We start from the raw sequence: 18,424 nt of genomic DNA, 5'->3' as shown, positions 1-18,424 counted from the left end.
GAATAGCCATTGATGCCGCAGATGGTAACTTCCACAGCATAGTTATGCAACGATCGCGGCTTAAAAATTATGTGTTGCCGCAGGAAGGCTAAAGTCTAGCACAACATATTGTTAACTATCTGTGACGGGGGTGTTGGTCAATGACGTTATTCATCACTGACCAACCTTTTTCACGAGGTATTTTTAGAAAGCAGAGCGATTACTGATGTTCTAAAACCTGGCGTAATGTTCCGCTGGAAGCAAAATCAAGATTCGCCATGTAGCGGACATCATCGACGGTCCAGCATTTGCCTTCGCGTACCATTAACACTTCATCTTTCCAGCTGGTGGATGCGCCTTTGTCCTTCTCATGTGTGAAGGTCACGCGCAGAGGAATGTTGCGGGCGTCAGTGTTTGGAATAGTTGAGGCGCTGTCCACGGAAGCGGACGTCGGGCCATCAAACAGGCTGGAGAAGATATCGCCGTCGACTGCGCCGTTACCGGTTTTTTCATTCGGTGTGGCGGCGAGATCGACTTTAGGCTGGGATTGCGCTTTGAGTAACGCATTATACAACGCCGTACTCAGGTAAGGCCGGTAAGCGGCAAGCTGGCTGGAGTTTGGTAAGCCGCTGCCGCCTTGCTTAATGCGGAAATCATAGAATTGCTGAGCCACGCTGTCCGGGCCGCCGTCGACACACGGCGCGGTACGGCTGCCAATGTCCTTGTATGCAGGTTCGACCGTGGTGCAGGCATTTAACATGAACACCAACGGGATTGCGGCGACAAGAGTTTTCTTTTTCATCGTATTCCTTACTGAAAGATTGAACATTTTCACCATGACTTTCTTTACCATACAGTATAAAACCGATTTGGCTTAATGCATGGCGAAGAGAAAATCAGTCACCGGCTGATACCTCGATCCCGCACGCATGGTTTATGCTGTAAATGAAATGATTGCCAGGCTTTGGACGACAACTGATAAGGAATACTCATGCAAGTTTCAACCACTCCGACCCTCGAAGGTTTCACTATCGCTGAATATTGTGGCGTGGTGACAGGCGAAGCGATTTTAGGCGCAAATATTTTCCGTGATTTCTTTGCCGGTGTGCGCGATATCGTCGGCGGGCGCTCAGGCGCGTATGAAAAAGAGCTGCGCAAGGCGCGTGAAATTGCCTTCCGTGAACTGGAAGAGCAGGCGAAAGAACGTGGCGCGAATGCCGTTGTCGGTATTGATATCGATTATGAAACCGTGGGCAAAGACAGCAGCATGCTGATGGTGAGCGTCTCCGGTACGGCTGTCATTGTGCATCGTAAATGATCGGCCAGTGTATCAGGCGTGGTCTGTTAACCGCCGCTTTACTGATGCTGGCCGGTTGTCAGCACGCCAGCCAACAGCCGGACGATGCACCGTTCCGGCTGGAAACAACGCGGCAGGCCCAGGGTGCGGATCAGCGGATCCGCTTTCTGGTCATCCATTACACTGCTGAAGATTTCCACAACGCATTAAATACGCTAACCGATGAGCACGTCAGCGCGCATTATCTTATTCCGGCAAAACCGCCGCTGGAAGATGGTAAACCCGTGGCGTGGCAACTGGTACCGGAAAACATGCGTGCCTGGCACGCGGGTGCCAGTGGCTGGCGCGGGCGCACCAATCTGAACGATACGTCGGTGGGCATCGAGCTGGAAAATAAAGGCTACAGCCATTATTTGCTCGGCAAAAAGTTCTATCCGTTCCCGCCTGCGCAAATCGATTTGCTGGCAAATCTGAGCAAAGAGATTATCGCGCGCTATCAGATTGAGCCACGCAATGTGGTGGGACACAGTGATATTGCGCCGCAGCGCAAGGACGATCCCGGGCCATTATTTCCGTGGCAGGAAATGGCGAAACGCGGCGTGGGTGTCTGGCCGGATGCGGATCTTGTGAAACAGTATCTGGCGGGGCGTAATCCGCAACAGCTGGTGGATCAGGCGCATTTACTGGCCTTGCTGAAAGCGTACGGATATACAGTGGACGATAATATGACACCGCAGCAACAAAAGCGGGTGATTGCAGCGTTCCAGATGCATTTCAGGCAGAGTGATTATCGCGGGAATGCGGATGCTCAGACCGAAGCCATTGCGCAGGCATTGTTGCAGCAGTTTCCGGATCCCAATAGCTGATCAGCGCGGCTGACCATTGCGGTCAGTCGCACTTTTGTCAGTCTCGTTTTGGTCCGATACCGTGCAGTCCCTGAAGTTTACCGTGATCGCGCAGCCAGTCGGCGGTGCGGATAATCCCCTGATCGAGAGAAATCACCGGCACGTAGCCGAGTTCTTTCTGCGCGCGTTGGGTATCCAGCGTCAGGTCAAAATTCAGTTTTGCCACGCTGTAATGTGTCAGCACCGGTTCTTTGTGGGAGCTTTTGCTGATGCGCTCCATGCCTCGCGCCATCATATCCAGCAGCGGATACGGCACTGAGCGGATGCGGTATTTGATATCCAGATTTTCCATCAGCTGCTTGACCAGCGTATGCAGCGGGCGGGGTTGCTGATTGGTGATATTGAATGCGCGGCCTGATTCTGTGGCTTGTGTTTGGGTGGCCAGCCACATCGCATGGACGGCGTTTTCAACATACGTCATGTCTACCAGCGCTTCACCGCCGCGCGGCAGCATCAGCGTTCCGCCATATTTCAGCATTTGCATCAGGCGCGGCAACAGCACGTTATCGTGCGGGCCAAAAATCCCCTGCGGTCGCAAAATAGTGAAATGGGTTTGCGGGTTAGACATCGCCAGCGTGTGGATCACCTGCTCACCGGCGGCTTTACTGCGCGCAAAAGAGTTGGCAAAACGGTGCGGACGGAAGTCTTCCTGAATGTCCCGATGATGATGGAAATCGAAATAGATGGCCGGCGATGAAATATGGACGAAGTTTTCCACGCCATATGCCGCAGACCACTCGCCCAGGCGTCGCGTCGCGCGCACATTCGCCAGTTCGAATTCCTGTTCGCTGCCCCAGGGCGACATCAGCCCCGAACAGTGCCAGACGGTATCGATATCGGCCAGCAGCGCTTTCGCCTGCGAAGAGATAAGCGTGGTGAGATCGGCATGAATAAATTCTGCGCCCATTTTCTGCAAAAGTGAGCCCATAGCGGCATTACGGCCTGTCGCTCTGACTTTAATGCCTTTATTTCGCAGAAACTCGACGGCGTTACGCCCTAAACCGCTGCTCGCGCCGGTAACCAAAACCTTCATATACAGGCCAATGCCTTCAGAAATAGAGAAAAAATGTCTGCTGCGTCGGAGTTCTGGCACCCCTGAGCAATAAGGGTGCCATTCTTTCGTGAAATTGTGCGGGTTGCAATGAGAAAGGGTGCAAGCTGTGTGCGAAAGCGGATTAATTAACCCCCTTTAGCGTCCGCAACGATCTTTCTGACGGGCCAGGCTGGCGATACGCTTTGCCATGCCACGAAAAATAAACTGATGAGCGGGCATCATACTGAACCAGTACAGCAGACCGCTGAATCCTGCAGGGTGCCACCACGCACGAACATCCAGACTGCGGCTTTCACCGTTATCGGTGATGGTGAAGGTCAGACGCCCCAAACCCGGCGCTTTCATGCCGAACAGCAACGCCAGTTCGCGCTGAGGTTTCAGACCGATCACTTTCCAGCCATCAATTTTATCGCCAATTTTCAGGAAATCCCGATCCGGACGACCGTATTTCACACCGCCGCCGAGTAAATCGTCCATGCGCGCGCGGGTTTTCCATAATCCGTTGGCATAAAAATAGCCTTCCTGACCACCAAGTTGCTGCACGACTTTCCAAAGCGAGGCTTTTGAGGCGGACGTTTCCAGCGTGAAACCGGCTTGCTTCGGGTAATAACCGTAACCGGGACGCCAGCGCGCACGGGCATCCGGATCATATCCCCAGTCCGGTGAATCCATCACCTGCTTTTGTTCCTGCTCAAGTGTGCTGCAGATCGCGTCATCGATTGAGATAAGATCCTGTGGAATCAATCGTTGCAATTCTGCGCTGTCGGCGGGCAAATCATGGTTCAGCCCCTGGATAAGTGCCTTTGCGAGCGACGTCGGAACAGACGTGATCAGACTAAGAAAATACACTGAAACTAAAGAAGTCGGCAGGGGAATGGGGATCAGCCAGCGGCGTTTTCCGCTCATGGCGATAAAGCGTTCAAACAACGTCTGATAGCTGATGTACTCCGGCCCGGCGGCTTCCAGAATACGGTTCCCGGTGGCCGGTAATGTCACCAGGCCCTGTAAATAATTGAGCAGATTTTCCAGCGCAACCGGTGAGGATTTTGAACGCACCCAGCGCGGCGGCGTCAGCACCGGCAGGTTATAGACCATGTCCCGCATCACTTCGAACGCCGCTGAACCCGCGCCAATGACAATGCCGGTGCGCAGTTCGGTCACCGGAATATTGCTCATGCGCAGCAAATCACCGGTCAGTTTTCTGGCCTGTAAATGCGGGGAGTGATTGTCTTCAGGCTGCATCGAACCGAGATAAACGATGTGCTTTATCTGAGAGTCTTTCAGTGCCAGGAGGGTATGCTGCGCGGCCTGCCGCTCTTTCTCCAGCAGGTCATCATCTTCCGTCATGGCGTGAACCAGATACACCAGCACGTCAGCGCCTTCAAAGGCAGCGGCCAGTGTTTTACTCTGATAAACATCAGCAAAACAGCAGCGCACATGCGGCCATTTTTGCTGTTGCAGCCACTCTATCCGGCGTGCGGCTGCCGTCACCTGAAAACCATTCCTGCTCAGGTGGGCGGTAAGGTGTTGTCCTATATATCCGCTGGCACCGAGAATGACGACCCGGCCAGTTTGTGTCGAGATTGGCATTTCCATTTGCTCAGTCAGTGTAGGGAGAGAATTCAGAAAGTACGGCGGTAACCCGCAGGTTACTGCCGCAGACATAACGGACTATCAGGCGTGCTGGTGCAGGAATTCCTGCCACAACGCGACCACTTTATGCAGGTCTTCACGGCTGATATTGATGTGCGTCAGCACGCGGGTCACAGGACCTGCGCTGATGATCACGCCGCGCTCGCGCATCCACGGGCCCATTTTAGCAGCCAGTTCCGCGCTTTGTTTGATGTAAAGCACGTTGGTTTGCGCGCCGGGCTCTGCGATTTCAACGCCGATTTTGCTCAGTTCTTCTGCCAGCCACTGCGCATTGTCGTGGTCATCTTTCAGACGTGCGACGTTATTTTCCAGCGCATAAATTGCCGCCGCCGCCAGAATGCCCGACTGACGCATACCGCCGCCGGTCATTTTGCGCCAGCGGTTAGCTCGCTGGATATACTCTGTGCTGCCGACCAGCAGAGAGCCAATCGGCGCACCCAGACCTTTCGACAGGCAAATGGTCAGCGTGTCGCAATACTGTGTAATTTCTCGCAGTTCAACGTTCTGCGCCACGGCCGCATTCATAATGCGCGCGCCGTCGATATGCAATGCCAGTCCTTTTTCACGGGTGAACGCGTAGGCCTTTTGCAGATAATCCAGCGGAAGCACTTTGCCGCTGTGCGTGTTTTCCAGGCTCAGCAGGCGGGTACGCGCGAAATGGATATCGTCGGGTTTGATGGCTGCGGCAACTTTATCCAGCGGAATAGAACCGTCGGCGTCCATGTCCAGAGGCTGCGGCTGAATGCTGCCGAGTACCGCTGCGCCGCCTGCTTCATACATATAGTTGTGGGCTTTCTGGCCGACAATATATTCTTCGCCGCGCTGGCAATGCGTCAGTAACGCCACCAGATTGGCCTGTGTTCCGGTCGGTAAAAACAGCGCGGCTTCTTTACCACAAAGTTTTGCTGCCATGTCCTGTAAAGCGTTTACCGTTGGGTCATCGCCGTAGACATCATCGCCGACTTCAGCGCTGGCCATGGCCTGACGCATAGCTTCACTGGGGCGGGTTACGGTATCACTGCGTAAGTCGATCAACGTGGCTTCCTTCTGGGTGAATGCCCGTCATACTTCGAATTGCTGATGCGTTGACTGCGTTTACTCACCCCGGTCACTTAGTTATCTAAGTGACCGGGGACTCGCAAACTTGTCGCCTTATTTCAATCCGGACTATTTAGGGCTGCATATGAGAGTTTGTCTAATCATGCACTATAGCCCTGTCGGGGTTATCGCAGCCAGTTGGTTTTTGCCAGATCGACCACTTCGTCACCGCGGCCGCTGATCACTGCGCGCAGCATGTAAAGGCTGAAACCTTTTGCCTGCTCGAATTTAATCTGCGGTGGCATTGCCAGTTCTTCGGTGGCGGTGATCACGTCAATCAGTACCGGCCCTTCGTAGGCGAAGGCATCCTGCAAAGCAGTGTCGATATCAGACGCTTTCTCGACACGGATCCCTTTGATGCCCGCGGCTTCGGCAATGGCGGCGAAATCCGGGTTTTTCAGCTCGGTACCGTCAGTCAGGTAACCGCCTGACTTCATTTCCATTGCCACAAAGCCCAGCACGCTGTTGTTGAAGATGATGATTTTAACCGGCAGCTTTTGCTGCGCCAGCGTCAGGAAATCCCCCATCAGCATCGCGAAACCGCCGTCACCGCACAGTGCAACGACTTGACGTGAGCGGTCGATGGCTTGCGCGCCAATCGCCTGAGGCATGGCGTTCGCCATTGAGCCGTGGTTGAAGGAACCGAGCAAACGGCGCTGGCCGTTCATTTGCAGATAACGACATGCCCACACGGTCGGCGTGCCGACGTCGCAGGTGAAAATCGCATCGGCAGCAGCAAAGCGGCTGATCTGCTGTGCCAGATATTGCGGGTGAATAGCCTGTTTGTCGTTCGGCGTGGCCAGCCCGTCGAGATCTTTACGTGCCTCTTCGTAATGCTTCAGCGCTTTGTCGAGGAATTTGCGTTCGTTCTTCACCTGCAACTGCGGCAGAAGGGCGGTCAGGGTAGATTTGATGTCGCCGACCAGCGCCATATCCACGTGACAATGCGCGCCGATGCTGCCCGGATTGATATCAATCTGAATGATTTTGGCATCGGTCGGATAAAACGCCCGATACGGGAATTGCGTGCCGAGCAGGATCAGGGTGTCGGCATTGAGCATGGCGTGGTAACCGGAAGAAAATCCGATCAGACCGGTCATCCCGACGCTGTACGGATTGTCCCATTCGATATGTTCTTTACCGCGCAGTGCATGGACGACAGGCGCTTTCAGGGTTTCAGCCAGCTTAATCACTTCGTCATGCGCACCCGCACAACCGCTGCCGCACATCATCGTAATGTTCGTCGAACCGTTCAGCAGTTCGGCCAGCTTTTCCAGTTCGGTCGGCTGTGGTGTGACTTTAGGCAGTACCGGCGGATACCAGCTGATTTTGGCGTCTTCCGGCGCAGGTTTAAGCGCCACGTCGCCTGGCAGCACAATCACGGACACGCCACGGTTGAGAATGGCTTTGCGCATGGCAACCGCCAGCACCTGCGGCAACTGTTCGGGATTACTGATCAGCTCGCAGTAGTGGCTGCATTCGCGGAATAATTCTGTCGGATGGGTTTCCTGAAAATAGCCGCTGCCGATTTCGCTCGACGGAATATGCGCGGCAATCGCCACCACCGGAACGTGATTACGGTGGCAGTCGAACAGGCCGTTGATCAGATGCAGGTTGCCGGGCCCGCAGGAACCGGCGCACACCGCCAGTTCACCGGTAATTTGCGCTTCGGCACCGGCGGCAAAGGCGGCGACTTCTTCATGGCGCGTGCCCAGCCATTCAATAGTCCCCATGCGGTTCAGGCTGTCGCTGAGTCCGTTAAGGGAGTCGCCGGTGACGCCCCAAATTCTTTTTACGCCTGCTGCTTCAAGAGTTTTCGCCAGGTATGCTGCTACGCTTTGTTTCATAGTCCCTCCGGTGCGCCCGTCATCCTTCGAGCTGCCTCTGCGTTGGCTGCTTTCACGAACCCCGGTCACATACTTATGTATGCTCCCGGGAATTCACTCAGTTGCCGCCTTGATCCAACTCGAATGATTTAGGGCTAATTTTCAAATAAGTGGATTAAGCATAGTCCACTGATTACATCCTTGAATGTTCAGCCTTAAACCATACAAAAATATGCGCAGGAGGGAGGTGAAGAATTGTAAATCTGCCCGCGAAGACTGTAAAAAGTCATGTGCGGGCAGTGCGTTAATGTGTGATCAGGCGAGGGTGACGTCACCCTGAAGCTGACAGCTACAGGCCAGCACATAACCCCGGGCGACTTCTTCATCGGTCAGCGTCATGCGGCTGGTAGTCTGGTAATCACCGGAAAGTATCCGGGTTTTACAACTGCCGCAGACGCCTGCACGGCAGGCAGCGGTGACAGGTAAATTGTGCTGTTCCATGGCAGCCAGCAATGTCGTTCCCACCGGAACGCGGTAATTTTGCAAAGGCGTCAGGCGGGTCAGGGTCAGTTGCTGATCGGCAGATACCACGGTTTCAGTCGCCTGAAATTGCTCTTTGACGATGTTGCCCGCCGCCACACCGAGTTCTTTTGCCCAGTCACCCGCCAGTTGCATATAGGGCGCGGGGCCACAAATCATCACGCGTCGTGTCTGAATATCTGGCACCCGGCTTTGCAGCAAATCCTGACTCAGACGCCCGGCGATTTGCCCCGGCAGTGCACCATTTTCAGCAAGAAGGGTCAGATTCAGTTGCGGATAGCGCGCCGCCAGCTGCTGCCATTCGCTGGCAAAGATAATGTCCTGCGGGCTGCGCACGCTGTAAAACACCTGCACGCTTTGCGCCGGATGATGTGCCAGAACATCGCGCGTGATCGACATCACCGGCGTTACGCCGCAACCTGCAGCCAGTAATAGCAAGGGCTGTTCCGTGTCGCAGGTGAATTCCCCTTGCGCGTCACTCAACCACAGATAATCACCGGGTTTTACCTGCTCATTCAGCCACTCTGAACCTGCGCCTCCTTCAATGCGGCGCACCGTCAGCTGAATAAAACGGCTCTGACCCGGTGTGGAAGACAGCGTATATGCGCGCTGTACGTCGCCACTCTGACCAATATTGACCAGCGCAAACTGACCAGGACGATACGGATACACATCGTGATTTATCAGCGCCAGCGTGCGGACATCCGGTGTTTCCTGCGTGACGGAATACACCTGCATGCGGTTCTGGCACAGCGCGGTCGGCTGATCGGGAAATAAAGGAAAATTCATTTCAGCTTACTCCGGCAGCATGGTTTTCAGATCCTGCTCAACCGAAGTGATTGCGCGCAGGCCAAATTTTTCATTCAGGATTGCCAGCAGGTTATCGGTCAGGAAGGCAGGTGCCGTCGGGCCGGTAGCGATATTTTTTACGCCGAGCGAGAGCAGCGTCAGCAGGATCACAATGGCTTTTTGTTCAAACCAGGAAAGCACCAGACTCAGCGGTAAATCATTCACACCGCAGCCTAATTTCTCGGCCAGATTGACCGCAAGAATAATGGCAGAGTAGGCGTCGTTACACTGGCCGACGTCCAGCAGGCGCGGCAGGCCTTCGATGGAACCGAAATCCAGTTTGTTAAAACGGTATTTGCCACAGGCCAGCGTCATGATCAGGCAATCCTGCGGCACGCTGCGTGCCAGATCGGTGAAGTAACTGCGCTCGCCGCGGCTGCCGTCGCACCCGCCGATCAGGAAGATATGGCGCAGTTTTTTAGCGGCGACGAGATCAATCACGGTATCCGCCGCGCCGAGCAATGTCTGGCGGCCAAATCCGACCGTTATTTCCTGCTCAATTTCGCTGTAACGGAAGCCCTGAAGCTGCAAGGCCTGCGCAATCACTGGCGCAAAATCTTCACCTTCCAGATGCTGGACGCCCGGCCAGCCGACGATGCTGCGTGTCCAGATCCGGTCGCCGTAGTTGCCGACGTTCGGGTCAATAATGCAGTTGGACGTCATCACCACCGGCCCCGGGAATTTCGCGAATTCCACCTGCTGATTTTGCCAGCCGCTGCCGTAGTTACCGGCCAGATGCGGGAATTTTTTCAGTTCAGGATAACCGTGTGCCGGCAGCATTTCGCCGTGGGTATAAATATTGATGCCGGTACCGGCGGTTTGCTCGAGCAGCATCTGCAAATCTTTCAGGTCGTGGCCTGAAATCAGAATCGCTTTACCCGCCAGCGGACGGACATTGACGTTGGTCGGCTGAGGGTGACCATAGGCATCGGTTTCGCCCTTATCCAGAATTTCCATCACACCAAAGTTCATTTTGCCGATTGCCATCGCGTTTGCGAGCAGTTCACCCATGTCCGCAGGCTGCGTGCCTAGCCACGCCATCAGACGGTGATATTCGGCGTAAATGGCGGGGTCAGACTGCCCCAGAACGTGGGCATGTTCCATATACGCCGCTGCACCTTTCAGGCCGTACAAACACAGCATCCGCAGGCCATGAATGTCATCGCCAATCTGCGCTTTGTCGCCGTTCAGCGCAAACTGCTGCGCCTGTTGTTGCAGCTCATGGAGGCTATCGCTGACCAGTTCCAGCGCCGCCAGCGGATGGCTGACGGTGATTTGCGGATCCATCAGGCGGCAACGCACGGCCAGAGATTCGCGGTGGATTATGGCTTCACGGGCATAGCCGACGATGCGGTCAGAGTCGAAATTCACATTAGTCAGGGTGGAGAAAAAGGCACGGGGCGCGAAGCTGTCGATCTCTTCATCGATAATCCCGTAGCCTCGTGCGGCCAGCGCCCAGGCGGACAGGCCTTCGAGCACGGCGACCAGTAAGTCTTGTAAATCAGAGGTTTCTGCCGTTTTGCCACACATTCCCTGCGCATAAGCGCAGCCATTGCCCGCCGGGGTACGGACTGTTTGTTCACATTGCACACAAAACATAATGAGGTCCTTTTTAAAGTTGCATTTAAAATGCTTGTTTTAATGCAAGCCTAAAACTGGCAGGGACAGAAATGAAGGGGTTTTTAAGACTAAGTGAAGGGGAATTGATTTATCGCAAGTTTTACAGGGGAGTGCCCGCTGCCGGAAAGCAGCGGGAAAAAATGTGTCAGGCGGAGAAGAATGCCATCAGCACAGGCGCTATCAGGCTTAATACGAATCCATGAACGACGGCGGGTGGGACCATATCCAGGCCGCCACTGCGCTGTAGCACCGGCAGGGTGAAGTCCATTGACGTGGCACCGCACAAGCCGAGCGCCGTCGAGCGGCTGGTACGCACCAGTGTCGGGATCAGCATAATGGCGCACAGTTCGCGGGCCAGATCGTTAAAGAACGCGGCGCTGCCGATCACCGGGCCAAAAGAATCGGTAAGCACAATGCCGGAAAGCGAATACCAGCCGTAGCCGGAGGCGAGCGCCAGACCGGTTTTCAGCGGCAGGCCGAGCAATAACGCGGCGATTGCACCACCGGCTAACGCACTGACGGCGACCACCACCCCGACCATCATTCCGCGACGGTTAAGGATAATCTGGCGCAGCGTCATGCTGCTGTTGCGAAGCTGTATGCCGACCAGTGCCAGCAGGAATAACAGCGCAATTTCGCTGGCCTGCGAGGCGAAGGTCAGCCAGTGCCATTGGGTCAGGCCGAGGGCGAAACCACCGATCACCACGCCGCATAACTTCAACGATTCCAGCGCCATGTGAATACGCGACGGCAGTTTTTCCTGTTTGTGCTCTGATTTCCACGGACGGCGGCGTTCGAGCAGCCACAACGCGGCGTAGTTCATCACAAAAATGCACAGGAAACAGACCGCCGCATATTTGAAAATCAGCAGTAAATTTGTGCTGAGATTATCGAGGAAAGCCAGACTGATGCCCATAATGAAAAGGATGACGTACACCATCCAGCTCAGCAACTGATTAACAATATGCAGCAGGGGCCGGTTTTTTAGCGGAATAAGGTAGCCGGCGATCAGCGGCAGGAGAATAATTAACAGCCCGGAATACATGATGCAAAAGTCCCTGAAAAGTGAGATCCCATAAGTGGAACGCGGCGCAGAAAAGGCCGCCCGCCACGCTAACGAAAAGTTATCTGACTGTAAAGCAGCTTCGGCACGCAGAGATATCTTTGCACGCTTGACCTGAACCATTTTTTAACGCCATGCTCAGGAAAGTTTTGAGCGCACAGGAGGCGTCTGATGTATCTGGAACGTATTGATATTGTCGGTTTTCGCGGGATTAACCGCCTGTCTTTAACGCTGACACAGCCCGCTCAACGTGGCGCATCCATTACCGGCGCCTCCCGACAGGGGGAGGGCGAATCCTTTCCGACCAACACCGTTCTCATCGGTGAGAATGCCTGGGGTAAATCCAGTCTGCTCGACGCGTTAACTCTGCTGCTTTCTCCGGAACCCAAACTGTACTGCTTTAAAGAAGAGGATTTCTATTTCCCCGCCGGCGAGGAGGAATCAAAATCCCAGTACCTGCACGTGGTATTTACGTTCTGTGAGAATCAGGCTGGTCATCATATGTCGCCGCGGTTTAATTCACTCTCACCGCTTTGGGTGAAATGTGCCGACAAGCTCAACCGGATTTATTACCGGCTGGAAGGCGAACTCGACGACGATGGCAGCGTCATGACGCTGCGCAGCTTCCTGTCGTCCAACGGTCAGCCTTTAAATCTGACGACGATTGATCCGCTGGCGCAGGCGCTGATCCGCCTCAATCCGGTATTACGTTTACGCGATGCGCGTTTTATCCGCCGTCTGCGCAGTGAAACACTGGCGCCACGGCTGGCGGCTAATAACGAAGAACTGGCTAAACAACTGGATGAACTGACACGGGAGCTGGTCCACAGCCCGCAGACGCTGAAAAACAGCGAACTGCGTAGCGGGCTTTCGGCGATGCAGCAGTTGCTGGAACATTATTTTGCCGAGCAGGGGACATCGAACAGCGTGCCGTGGCAGCAAAAACGTCATGGCCGCGCAGAAAGCCGCCGGGCGTGGCGTTCTCTGGATAACATCAACCGTATGATTGCCGAACCCAACAGCCGCAGTATGCGGGTGATGCTGCTTGGCATGTTCTCGACGCTGTTACAGGCCAAAGGCTCAGTGGTGTTGCATCCCGATGCCAGACCGCTGTTGCTTATCGAAGACCCCGAAACCCGCCTGCATCCGATCATGCTTTCTGTGGCGTGGGGCCTGCTGGATCAGCTGCCGTTGCAGCGGATCACCACCACCAATTCCGGCGATTTGCTCTCACTGGTACCGGTCGAACAAATTTGTCGTCTGGTGCGTGAATCCGGTCGCGTGGCGGCGTATGGCATTGGTCCGGAAGGGCTGAGTCTGGAAGACAGCCGCCGCATTGCGTTTCATATTCGCTTTAACCGGCCGTCTTCTTTGTTCGCCCGTTGCTGGTTGCTGGTTGAAGGGGAAACGGAAGTCTGGTTGCTGAATCAGCTGGCGCGGCAATGTGGTTATCATTTTGAATCTGAAGGGATAAAGGTGATCGAATTTGCTCAGTGCGGGCTTAAGCCGTTGCTGCGTTTTGCCCGACAAATGGGCATTGAATGGCATGCGCTGGTCGATGGTGATGAAGCGGGGCGAAAATACGCGGCGACGGTGATGGCTAATGTGGAAAGCCATGAAGATACGTTGCGTTACCGGCTGACGGCCTTACCCGCTCAGGACATTGAATACTTTCTGTATCGCGAGGGTTTTGAAGATGTTTACCGCAAGAATGCGGGAATACCGGATAACGCGCCAATGTCGCCAAGGCGCATTCTTGATAAAGCTGTTCACCGTAGTTCGAAGCCGGATCTGGCAATAGACGTGGCGATGGCGGCATCGTTACGGGGAACCTCATCGATTCCCCCGTTGCTGCGACAGATGTTTTCCCGCGTGGCCTGGCTGGCGCGCGGGAGAGCCGATTAAGCAGCCTGAGTCTGGGCGACAGTAACCGGATTGCCGTGTCCGCTGGTGAATGTCTGGCGGATCTGGCTTTCCAGGTCATCTAACAGCAGATAACGGCGGCGGTACTCGGAACGGCGTTTACTGGCGATTTCTTCCAGCGGGCGGTGCGCAATCTGACGCGGCAGATGGAAATAACCGTCTTCGCCCTGTTTTGCATCCAGTGTTTCCCAGAAGCTGTCGTAATCGGCATACACCATTCCTTTACGTTTTTTGTAACGCGGATCCTCATAAATATGCGTGTGGTTGCCGACGGCAATCAGTTGCGTCATGCCTGTTACATCCGCCAGCGTTGTCAGCGCTTCAATCACCAGACGTTTCGGGAACAACCCATGGCAGGCTTTAGTAGCTGTCTGAATTTCCTGGTGATCCACATGGGCGCGCGGCCCCTGCAATGCGCCAATAAACAGCGTCGGCTGACCCTGATACTCAATAAAAGAGAACGTCACGATAGCTATCGGTTCTCCCTGCGGATTATTGAAGGACAGCGTCGCTTCGCCTTCTTTATCCAGACGGCTGACGGCGTTAAAGGTAATGGCATAACGCTGATCTTCTTTACCGGTCAGGGTGGCAATCGCCATCGGTTTTTTATTCAGATAGCCGTGATTAATGGCGTCCGGCAGGCAGTCCTGGATCATATCGTAATGATCGGTGATCCGCTTCAGGGCCTGAGCCTGATTGATATTGGCTGCCTGATAGGTGCGATGTAATTTCGCTGGCAGGCCGGGCATTGCCAACAGAATTTCATCACGTTGCGGATGCTGCGCCAGATAATCGAGCAGTGCAAATGTTCTGCGCGGCTGCTTCAGCGTACGGAAAAGGAATTTAAGGCGATAGCGCGGTAATTTCCAGGACGGCCCCGGCGTGATGCGGTTGGTGAGGAGTGCCTTCATCAACTGCAAGCCTGAAAGCGGGGCTTTTTCTACGCCAGGATAATGGAGAGTCGTCATGGTCTTTACCTGTTATTTGCAACCGGGTTTTTGTTACCGATATTTCAACAGGAGATGCATAAACGACTGTGCAACGGGGAAAAGTATGGAGAAATTGAACGTGATTTGTTGAGATTGTGTTTAGATTTGATTTTGTTTATGTCGTGTCTTAGCAATTGGTGTCTAAAAAATGTACTTTATTTTCGTAAAGAGGGCTTGAAGCCTGAGCCATTCTCCCCCATAAATAAAAATGCCAGTCAGTGAGTGACCGGCATTTGCAGTAGACGTGTTATTTGATACGTGATGCTGAACCGGTCAGGCGACCGCTTCACTTTCCACAGGAATAATGAGGCTGGCATGATTCCCCTTTGGGCCTTCATGAACGTCGAAATTGACCTGCTGGCCGGCTTTTAAAGTCCGGTAACCCTCCATCTGTATTGTGGAGTAGTGAGCGAAGATGTCTTCACCTCCATTTTGCGGGCAAATGAAGCCAAAGCCTTTAGCATTATTGAACCATTTAACCGTACCCGTCTGCATGCTTCTACATCCCTCTCATGACTAGTCTGGTAGTAAATAGATAAAGCCAGTTGAGTGAGCACGTAGGCCAGAACGTCGGCGATAAGCGCCTGTTCAGGCCGGTTTAAACCCCGTCCGGCTCACGAATTTACACTCTAGTGGAATAGATAAAGACGTCAAGGAAACGGCATTTGTCCCGGGGGAGCAGATGACCAAAGTTTGAAGCAGGTAACGCTATTGACATATTTTGTTAAATTTTCATCCGCGTTATCTGTTGCACGTAAAACATTTTGTGCAGCGGCAAGGTGAGGCCAGAGATGGTAAAATACGGTAATAACGGCGTGAGGCTCTGCAGAAAGCCTTCATGCTTGTGTATTTGGCTTCCGATACGATCTTCACAGGTGATGAACAGGCAATGGGCAATAATCAAGACTGGCTAAATTTTGAACATTTGGCGGCGGATAAGCAAAAGGATGAGGTAAAACCGCCATCTATGTATAAAGTTATATTAAACAACGACGATTACACTCCAATGGAATTTGTGATTGACGTTCTGCAAAAGTTCTTTTCTTATGATATTGAACGTGCAACGCAACTGATGCTCCAGGTGCACTACAGAGGCAAAGCGATATGCGGTGTTTATACAGCCGAAGTCGCGGAAACCAAGGTCGCACACGTAAATGAGTACGCCAAGGAGAATGAGCATCCGTTGCTGTGTACGCTGGAAAAAGCCTGATTAAGGCAATCTATTTGGGAGGTGCCTATGCTCAATCAAGAACTTGAACTCAGTCTCAACATGGCTTTCGCAAGAGCCCGTGAGCACCGGCATGAGTTTATGACCGTGGAGCACCTGTTGCTGGCGTTGCTCAGCAACCCTGCTGCCCGTGAAGCGCTTGAAGCTTGTACAGTCGATCTGGTGGCATTACGCCAGGAGCTGGAAGCCTTCATCGAGCAAACCACACCCACCTTACCCGCCAGTGAAGAGGAACGTGACACCCAGCCTACGCTGAGTTTCCAGCGCGTTCTGCAACGTGCGGTATTCCACGTGCAATCTTCTGGCCGCAGCGAAGTTTCTGGCGCTAACGTTCTGGTCGCGATTTTCAGCGAACAGGAATCTCAGGCAGCCTATCTCCTGCGCAAACATGACGTCAGCCGCCTTGATGTGGTGAACTTTATTTCGCATGGCACCCGTAAAGATGAATCGGGCAGCCAGGCGCAAAACAATGCGGAAAACCCAGTTAACGAAGAGCAGTCGGCGGGGGAAGATCGTATGGAGAACTTCACCACTAATCTCAACCAGTTAGCGCGTGTAGGTGGTATTGACCCGCTGATTGGCCGTGACAAAGAACTGGAGCGCGCCATTCAGGTGCTCTGCCGTCGCCGTAAGAATAACCCGCTGCTGGTGGGTGAATCCGGCGTGGGTAAAACCGCGATTGCCGAAGGTCTGGCATGGCGAATCGAGCAGGGCGATGTGCCGGAAGTGATGGCCGACTGCACCCTGTATTCTCTGGATATCGGTTCGTTGCTGGCGGGCACTAAATACCGCGGTGATTTCGAAAAACGTTTCAAATCTCTGCTGAAACAGCTGGAGCAGGATAAGAACAGCATCCTGTTTATTGATGAAATTCACACGATCATTGGTGCCGGTGCGGCATCAGGCGGTCAGGTGGATGCCGCAAACCTCATCAAGCCATTGCTTTCCAGCGGGAAAATCCGCGTGATCGGTTCCACCACGTATCAGGAATTCAGCAATATCTTTGAGAAAGACCGTGCTCTGGCACGTCGCTTCCAGAAAATTGATATTACTGAGCCAAGCGTGGAAGAAACGGTTCAGATCATTAACGGCCTGAAAACCAAATACGAAGCGCATCACGATGTGCGTTACACCGCGAAAGCGGTGCGTGCGGCGGTTGAGTTGTCGGTCAAATATATCAATGACCGTCATCTGCCGGACAAAGCCATCGACGTCATCGACGAAGCGGGCGCGCGCAGCCGGTTAATGCCGGTCAGCAAACGCAAGAAAACCGTTAACGTCAGCGATATTGAAAGCGTTGTGGCGCGTATTGCCCGCATTCCGGAAAAAACCGTGTCTGCGACAGACCGCGATGTGCTGAAAAATCTGGGCGACCGTCTGAAAATGCTGGTCTTCGGACAGGATCCTGCGATTGAAGCACTGACTGAGGCGATCAAGATGAGCCGCGCCGGTCTGGGTCAGGATCACAAGCCTGTCGGTTCGTTCCTGTTCGCCGGTCCTACCGGTGTGGGTAAAACAGAAGTCACGGTGCAACTGGCGAAAGCGCTGGATATCGAACTGCTGCGCTTTGATATGTCGGAATACATGGAGCGTCATACGGTCAGTCGTCTGATCGGTGCGCCTCCGGGTTATGTCGGCTTTGACCAGGGCGGTTTGCTGACGGATGCGGTGATTAAACATCCTCACGCCGTGGTGCTGCTCGATGAAATCGAGAAGGCGCATCCGGATGTCTTCAACCTGCTGTTGCAGGTGATGGACAACGGCACGCTGACCGATAACAACGGGCGCAAGGCCGATTTCCGTAACGTGATTTTGGTAATGACCACTAACGCCGGTGTGCGTGAAACGGAACGTAAATCGATTGGTCTGATTCATCAGGACAACAGTCCGGATGCGATGGAAGAGATCAAACGTACCTTTACGCCGGAATTCCGTAACCGTCTCGACAACGTTATCTGGTTCAACCATCTGTCTACGGAAGTTATCCAGCAGGTTGTCGATAAGTTTATCGTTGAACTGCAGGCGCAGCTGGATGCGAAAGGCGTTTCTCTGGAAGTCAGCGATGAAGCTCGCGACTGGCTGACCGTGAAAGGCTACGACCGTGCGATGGGTGCGCGTCCGATGACCCGTACCGTTCAGGAAAACCTGAAGAAACCACTCGCCAACGAACTGCTGTTTGGTTCACTGGTGGATGGTGGTTCCGTCTCTGTGGCTCTGGATAAAGCGGCTGACAAGCTGACTTATCACTTCATGAGTGCGCAGAAGAAAAAACCGGAAGGTGCGGTGCATTAATTTTCATCTGTGATGAGAAAAACAAAAGGCGATGTGAAAACATCGCCTTTTTTCTTTCCGAAATTCTTTATTTAATTGCAGTAATTAGTGAGGGATTTCAGAAAGGAT

15 protein-coding genes are annotated in these 18,424 nt (G+C 53.7%); 5 read left to right on the top strand and 10 right to left on the bottom strand.

The genetic code is table 11. The annotated features are described in order from the left end of the window. Positions 1 to 199 precede the first annotated feature (199 nt). Positions 200 to 781 carry a lipoprotein gene (locus CKQ54_RS17320; RefSeq protein ID WP_112287283.1) on the bottom strand — a complete coding sequence of 194 codons (582 nt, stop codon included), beginning with the start codon at positions 779 to 781 and terminating at the stop codon, positions 200 to 202. A 189-nt stretch (positions 782 to 970) separates the two neighbouring features. Here CKQ54_RS17320 and CKQ54_RS17315 point away from each other — a divergent pair, with 189 nt between their 5' ends. Both CKQ54_RS17315 and CKQ54_RS17310 read left to right on the top strand, forming a co-directional pair. Next, positions 971 to 1,297 carry a heavy metal-binding domain-containing protein gene (locus tag CKQ54_RS17315; RefSeq protein WP_112287284.1) on the top strand — a complete coding sequence of 109 codons (327 nt, stop codon included), beginning with the start codon at positions 971 to 973 and terminating at the stop codon, positions 1,295 to 1,297. Next, entirely contained in the window at positions 1,294 to 2,142 is an 849-nt protein-coding gene (locus tag CKQ54_RS17310) for an N-acetylmuramoyl-L-alanine amidase (RefSeq protein WP_120161172.1), read from the top strand. The genes CKQ54_RS17315 and CKQ54_RS17310 overlap by 4 nt, the downstream gene beginning before the upstream one ends. A gap of 37 nt (positions 2,143 to 2,179) precedes the next feature. Here CKQ54_RS17310 and CKQ54_RS17305 read toward each other — a convergent pair whose 3' ends face one another. The 7 genes from CKQ54_RS17305 to CKQ54_RS17275 all read right to left on the bottom strand — a co-directional run bounded on the left by CKQ54_RS17305 (position 2,180) and on the right by CKQ54_RS17275 (position 11,866). Continuing rightward, complete coding sequence (locus CKQ54_RS17305) at positions 2,180 to 3,214, bottom strand: NAD-dependent epimerase/dehydratase family protein (protein ID WP_120161174.1); 1,035 nt, start codon at positions 3,212 to 3,214, stop codon at positions 2,180 to 2,182. 156 nt (positions 3,215 to 3,370) lie between these two features. Then, a complete protein-coding gene (locus CKQ54_RS17300) occupies positions 3,371 to 4,825 on the bottom strand; it encodes a DUF2867 domain-containing protein (protein ID WP_120161456.1) in 1,455 nt (484 codons plus the stop codon). An 84-nt stretch (positions 4,826 to 4,909) separates the two neighbouring features. Next, positions 4,910 to 5,923: a low-specificity L-threonine aldolase gene (ltaE, locus tag CKQ54_RS17295; protein WP_120161176.1), complete on the bottom strand. Its 1,014-nt coding sequence runs from the start codon at positions 5,921 to 5,923 to the stop codon at positions 4,910 to 4,912. Between the two features lie 188 nt (positions 5,924 to 6,111). After that, positions 6,112 to 7,833 (bottom strand): ubiquinone-dependent pyruvate dehydrogenase, encoded by a 1,722-nt coding sequence (gene poxB / locus CKQ54_RS17290; RefSeq protein ID WP_120161178.1) that lies wholly within the window; start codon positions 7,831 to 7,833, stop codon positions 6,112 to 6,114. Positions 7,834 to 8,127: 294 nt separating this feature from the next. Continuing rightward, on the bottom strand, positions 8,128 to 9,141 hold the full coding sequence (gene hcr, locus CKQ54_RS17285) for an NADH oxidoreductase (RefSeq protein WP_120161180.1): 1,014 nt from the start codon (positions 9,139 to 9,141) through the stop codon (positions 8,128 to 8,130). A 6-nt stretch (positions 9,142 to 9,147) separates the two neighbouring features. Then, positions 9,148 to 10,800 carry a hydroxylamine reductase gene (gene hcp, locus CKQ54_RS17280; protein WP_120161182.1) on the bottom strand — a complete coding sequence of 551 codons (1,653 nt, stop codon included), beginning with the start codon at positions 10,798 to 10,800 and terminating at the stop codon, positions 9,148 to 9,150. 166 nt (positions 10,801 to 10,966) lie between these two features. Beyond that, positions 10,967 to 11,866, bottom strand: coding sequence for a LysO family transporter (locus tag CKQ54_RS17275; protein ID WP_112287398.1), 900 nt, complete (start codon positions 11,864 to 11,866; stop codon positions 10,967 to 10,969). A 189-nt stretch (positions 11,867 to 12,055) separates the two neighbouring features. Here CKQ54_RS17275 and CKQ54_RS17270 point away from each other — a divergent pair, with 189 nt between their 5' ends. Continuing rightward, on the top strand, positions 12,056 to 13,789 hold the full coding sequence (locus CKQ54_RS17270) for an ATP-dependent endonuclease (RefSeq protein WP_120161184.1): 1,734 nt from the start codon (positions 12,056 to 12,058) through the stop codon (positions 13,787 to 13,789). Here CKQ54_RS17270 and CKQ54_RS17265 read toward each other — a convergent pair. Together CKQ54_RS17265 and cspD are read right to left on the bottom strand one after the other, a co-directional pair. After that, a complete protein-coding gene (locus tag CKQ54_RS17265; RefSeq protein WP_112287292.1) occupies positions 13,786 to 14,775 on the bottom strand; it encodes a VirK/YbjX family protein in 990 nt (329 codons plus the stop codon). The genes CKQ54_RS17270 and CKQ54_RS17265 overlap by 4 nt on opposite strands. Before the next feature lie 294 nt (positions 14,776 to 15,069). Beyond that, positions 15,070 to 15,291 (bottom strand): cold shock-like protein CspD, encoded by a 222-nt coding sequence (gene cspD, locus CKQ54_RS17260; RefSeq protein ID WP_015696601.1) that lies wholly within the window; start codon positions 15,289 to 15,291, stop codon positions 15,070 to 15,072. A gap of 394 nt (positions 15,292 to 15,685) precedes the next feature. Between cspD and clpS the strand changes: the two genes are divergently transcribed. Together clpS and clpA are read left to right on the top strand one after the other, a co-directional pair. Beyond that, entirely contained in the window at positions 15,686 to 16,006 is a 321-nt protein-coding gene (clpS, locus tag CKQ54_RS17255) for an ATP-dependent Clp protease adapter ClpS (protein ID WP_013574769.1), read from the top strand. A 27-nt stretch (positions 16,007 to 16,033) separates the two neighbouring features. Then, entirely contained in the window at positions 16,034 to 18,316 is a 2,283-nt protein-coding gene (clpA, locus tag CKQ54_RS17250) for an ATP-dependent Clp protease ATP-binding subunit ClpA (protein ID WP_112287293.1), read from the top strand. Positions 18,317 to 18,424 lie beyond the last annotated feature (108 nt).

It is taken from the genome of Rahnella variigena (assembly GCF_003610915.1).
In the GTDB taxonomy this organism is placed as follows: Bacteria; Pseudomonadota; Gammaproteobacteria; order Enterobacterales; family Enterobacteriaceae; genus Rahnella; species Rahnella variigena.
Note: the sequence above shows the minus strand (reverse complement) of the source record. Positions and strands in the feature narration are given on the sequence as shown.

Excerpts from the sequence above, each read along its gene's own strand:
- CKQ54_RS17320 (WP_112287283.1), bottom strand. The coding sequence starts at position 781 with ATGAAAAAGAAAACTCTTGTCGCCGCAATCCCGTTGGTGTTCATGTTA.
- CKQ54_RS17315 (WP_112287284.1), top strand. The coding sequence starts at position 971 with ATGCAAGTTTCAACCACTCCGACCCTCGAAGGTTTCACTATCGCTGAA.
- CKQ54_RS17310 (WP_120161172.1), top strand. The coding sequence starts at position 1,294 with ATGATCGGCCAGTGTATCAGGCGTGGTCTGTTAACCGCCGCTTTACTG.
- CKQ54_RS17305 (WP_120161174.1), bottom strand. The coding sequence starts at position 3,214 with ATGAAGGTTTTGGTTACCGGCGCGAGCAGCGGTTTAGGGCGTAACGCC.
- CKQ54_RS17300 (WP_120161456.1), bottom strand. The coding sequence starts at position 4,825 with ATGCCAATCTCGACACAAACTGGCCGGGTCGTCATTCTCGGTGCCAGC.
- poxB (WP_120161178.1), bottom strand. The coding sequence starts at position 7,833 with ATGAAACAAAGCGTAGCAGCATACCTGGCGAAAACTCTTGAAGCAGCA.
- hcr (WP_120161180.1), bottom strand. The coding sequence starts at position 9,141 with ATGAATTTTCCTTTATTTCCCGATCAGCCGACCGCGCTGTGCCAGAAC.
- hcp (WP_120161182.1), bottom strand. The coding sequence starts at position 10,800 with ATGTTTTGTGTGCAATGTGAACAAACAGTCCGTACCCCGGCGGGCAAT.
- CKQ54_RS17275 (WP_112287398.1), bottom strand. The coding sequence starts at position 11,866 with ATGTATTCCGGGCTGTTAATTATTCTCCTGCCGCTGATCGCCGGCTAC.
- CKQ54_RS17270 (WP_120161184.1), top strand. The coding sequence starts at position 12,056 with ATGTATCTGGAACGTATTGATATTGTCGGTTTTCGCGGGATTAACCGC.
- CKQ54_RS17265 (WP_112287292.1), bottom strand. The coding sequence starts at position 14,775 with ATGACGACTCTCCATTATCCTGGCGTAGAAAAAGCCCCGCTTTCAGGC.
- cspD (WP_015696601.1), bottom strand. The coding sequence starts at position 15,291 with ATGCAGACGGGTACGGTTAAATGGTTCAATAATGCTAAAGGCTTTGGC.
- clpS (WP_013574769.1), top strand. The coding sequence starts at position 15,686 with ATGGGCAATAATCAAGACTGGCTAAATTTTGAACATTTGGCGGCGGAT.
- clpA (WP_112287293.1), top strand. The coding sequence starts at position 16,034 with ATGCTCAATCAAGAACTTGAACTCAGTCTCAACATGGCTTTCGCAAGA.